The organism is Treponema sp. J25, assembly GCF_004343725.1.
GTDB lineage: Bacteria > Spirochaetota > Spirochaetia > Treponematales > Breznakiellaceae > J25.
On sequence record NZ_PTQW01000066.1, the window covers coordinates 1 to 3,062 of the forward strand.

The following is a 3,062-nucleotide window of genomic DNA, read 5'->3' on the forward strand; positions in this document are numbered from 1 at the left end:
GCACGCAGCCGCCATCGTCGCGTAATCTTTTTCGGTCATAACTCTAGCCCCCTTCCGCGGTCCTGGGACCGCTTTTTTTCCTGTATCCGTTGCAGTCTCTCAGGTTCCTGTTGCGGTACCTGTCCCGCTGCAACTGCGGCCCGGGACTGTCTGCTAGCGTAAGTCGACAGGCCCGTATGCCGCACCCTTTCGGACCGTCGTTCAGTTTTTTCGCCACGGTCAAGGCTAAAAATTTTGCCGACCTCCCGCCAGAATTCCTCTTGCAGACGCTCCAGGTCTTTCCTGTCACCAAGGAGCGCATCGGTGCTGTAGCGGTACTTCTGTCCTTCCAGCTGGATCGGCAGGACGTATGCGTGGACGTGCGGGGTCTTTTCGTCGTAGTGGGCCGCTAAAAAAAACAGCTCTGCTTTTTTTTGGAGCCACTCCACAGCTGCTTTAAAATACTCGCCCATTTCTCCAATTTCTCTACTTGCCGTGATGACAAATTCGACGCAATAGGCGGCGTTTTTTTGGGGCTTTCTCGCCCACAATTTTAATTCAGTGATGTGGGTCATAATCCGTTCTCTGTTTTTCATTGAGCCCATGGTTACGTTTTCGCGGGCTCGTTCCGGGGCAGTTTGCCATCGCTCCACGCCCGGCACTTCCCTGCGACAGTGCCGTTCGAGGAGGCGAGCGTGGCCGCCGTTTTTGATCCGGCGAGCGTGGATGATGGCGTAATTCGGTGTCCCCATACACCGATTTTCGCCCCATCCGCGGCCACTTGTCAAGTGCCCCGTTCCTCACCCTAGCCCACTAGGGACTTTTTACAAAGTCCCCCGTGGGGCAGGGGGGTCCGGCCCCCTGCACCCCCATCGCCGCCCCGCCCAGGTCCGTCCACATGAGTGGCCGGAGGACCTCCCTACAAGGTCCGGAGGTCCGATTGTGGGCGGGCCGGTGGTGAGCCGGAGAGCCTCCCTCGGGTGTAGTAGGCACCCTCTAAGGCTCCGGCCTTCTTGGCCTCCCTCTCCCGCATTTCCCCGCCTCCTTGCTCAGTTCCTCTTTGAGGATCTTCATGGCTTCTGCTCGTAGGGCAAGCTCCCGCATACCGGCAGATGCCCAGCTCATGCCGGGCAGGTCTTGTTGTGTTTTTAGTTGCTCCAGTATCTGCGTGTATCGGTCACGGTGGAGCTCGATAAACCGATCCCCCGCTTCTTGCTCCTTGGTTAGCGGGGCAACTGGTTTTGGATCCCCATCGTGTATAATCTGGACTTGGACACGTACGCCCCAAAGATTTCGTCGACGCCTGATGTACTCTGGAGTTACGACTATCCCTACGTTGGCCTCGTTGATTTCCGTGAGCGGGTAATCAATAACTTTGTTTCTTAGGCTTGATGTTCGTGCGTATTCGTTCGGGCCAATTTTCAGCAGGTGTCGGATTTCGGCAATACTATAGTCCACCCACCAACGACCGTTTTTATCAGCCTGCCCGCGGCGGCTCATTATCAGCTCGTACCAGCGCAGCGCGTGGCGGCTCTGTATCTTGGCAATATCTGAGATCCGCAGGATTGAGTAAGCCTCCTGCAAATTGAGTATGTACGGCCTCAACGGGTCGTTGAGCCGGAGTGTGATAGTATCGGATTTTGGGTCATAGCTTGCATAAGATAGCCAGCCGTACAACTCCCAGCCTCCGTCTGGCTGCTCAATCTCGATGATCCACTTGGCACAGGTCCGGGCCGCATCACGGATCGCCTGGTAATTTTCCGCCCCGTCCGATAGGCCAAGCGCCCGCACTACATCGCCTACTTGCATGACCACGTCCATGAATTCCTTGTCCTCTGGACGCACCTGCGCCATCGCAAAATAGATGAGCCGTCGTGCCATAACGGGCATGGTGTAGACCGCCCGGCTTATCGCGTTGGCCTGTTTTACAAAGTCCTCTTTGCTGGGGACCACATAGATTTCTTTGCTTTCCATAACAACTTTATACGACAACTTATTTGTTATGTCAAGTATTTATTTCCGTAGTATTTGGTGACATGTTCCGTAGTATTTGGTGACATGTTCCGTAGTATTTGGTGACATGTTCCGTAGTATTTGGTGACATGTCGCGTTTTTATTCTTTGCCCTATAAAGATTTATAGGGCCCTAAAATTCTTAAAATAAATAAAATATATAAAAAAGGCATGCGTTTTTTGAAAAAAAATCGAGTTTTCCACAACAGTTTTCCACAACCCCAACACCGCCCTCTTGGGGGGCTCCGCCCCCCGCCGGGCTCTACCGCCTGACGGCGGTACCCGCCCACCCGGCATCCCCCCAATAGGGGGCAAGCCCCCTCGGCCTTTCGGCCTCACCCCCCATTTGGTAGCTTTTGGCCACAGGCCAAAAGCTGATTGGAGGAGTGAGCAGAGAGGACTCCCGTCCTATCGGGGGGCTGTTAGAGGTGGCCGCTGTTTTAGGTTGAGAGGGGAGTGTTGTTTCAGGGCGCAGGGGCCCTCCCGTCTGGATAAGACTGCTTAGAAAGGCCGTAGGACGCAAAAAAACGGCAAAATTTGAGGCTTTTCAGGGTTCGACGTGTTTTTTATCAAGAAATAAAAAAAGGCCCAAAATTGGGCCTTTTTTGACGTTTCCGTCGTCTTTTCGCTGTTTGTTTGTTTCATCCGGACCTCTGGGAGCTCATCGTCTTGCGGCCTTACCTGTGATTTAATTCTGTCAATAAATTGCATACCGTGAATTTTGTCGTTATGTACCGTGAATTTTGTCGTTATGTACCGTGAATTTTGTCGTTATGTACCGTGAATTTACTAGTCATGTACCGTGAATTTACTAGTCATGTACCGTGAATTTACTAGTCATGTACCGTGAATTTTGTCGTTATGTTATTGCGCAATTTATTGCATTATAAGGTTTTACAGCGTCCTAAAATTCTTAAAATTCTAAAAATATATAAAATATCGAGTTTTCCACAACCCCAACAATCCACCCCTTAAGAAATTGCTTGCTCCGGTAATGGGTTTTGCCTAGCGCCTCCATGTACAGCATGATCCCCTCTCGTTCTGCCTCATTCATAACTCTAGCCCCCTTCC

2 protein-coding genes are annotated in these 3,062 nt (G+C 52.0%); both read right to left on the reverse strand.

Features of this window, described 5'->3' with window-relative positions; all coding sequences use genetic code 11:
- Window positions 1-35 precede the first annotated feature (35 nt).
- Window positions 36-731 (reverse strand): plasmid recombination protein, encoded by a 696-nt coding sequence (locus C5O22_RS13435; protein WP_132782590.1) that lies wholly within the window; start codon window positions 729-731, stop codon window positions 36-38.
- Between the two features lie 244 nt (window positions 732-975).
- Complete coding sequence (locus C5O22_RS13440; RefSeq protein WP_132782591.1) at window positions 976-1,953, reverse strand: replication initiation protein; 978 nt, start codon at window positions 1,951-1,953, stop codon at window positions 976-978.
- Between the last annotated feature and the right edge of the window lie 1,109 nt (window positions 1,954-3,062).

Bases quoted from the DNA above. Each gene is read 5' to 3' on its own strand.
- C5O22_RS13435 (WP_132782590.1), bottom strand. From the start codon at position 731: ATGGGGACACCGAATTACGCCATCATCCACGCTCGCCGGATCAAAAAC.
- C5O22_RS13440 (WP_132782591.1), bottom strand. From the start codon at position 1,953: ATGGAAAGCAAAGAAATCTATGTGGTCCCCAGCAAAGAGGACTTTGTA.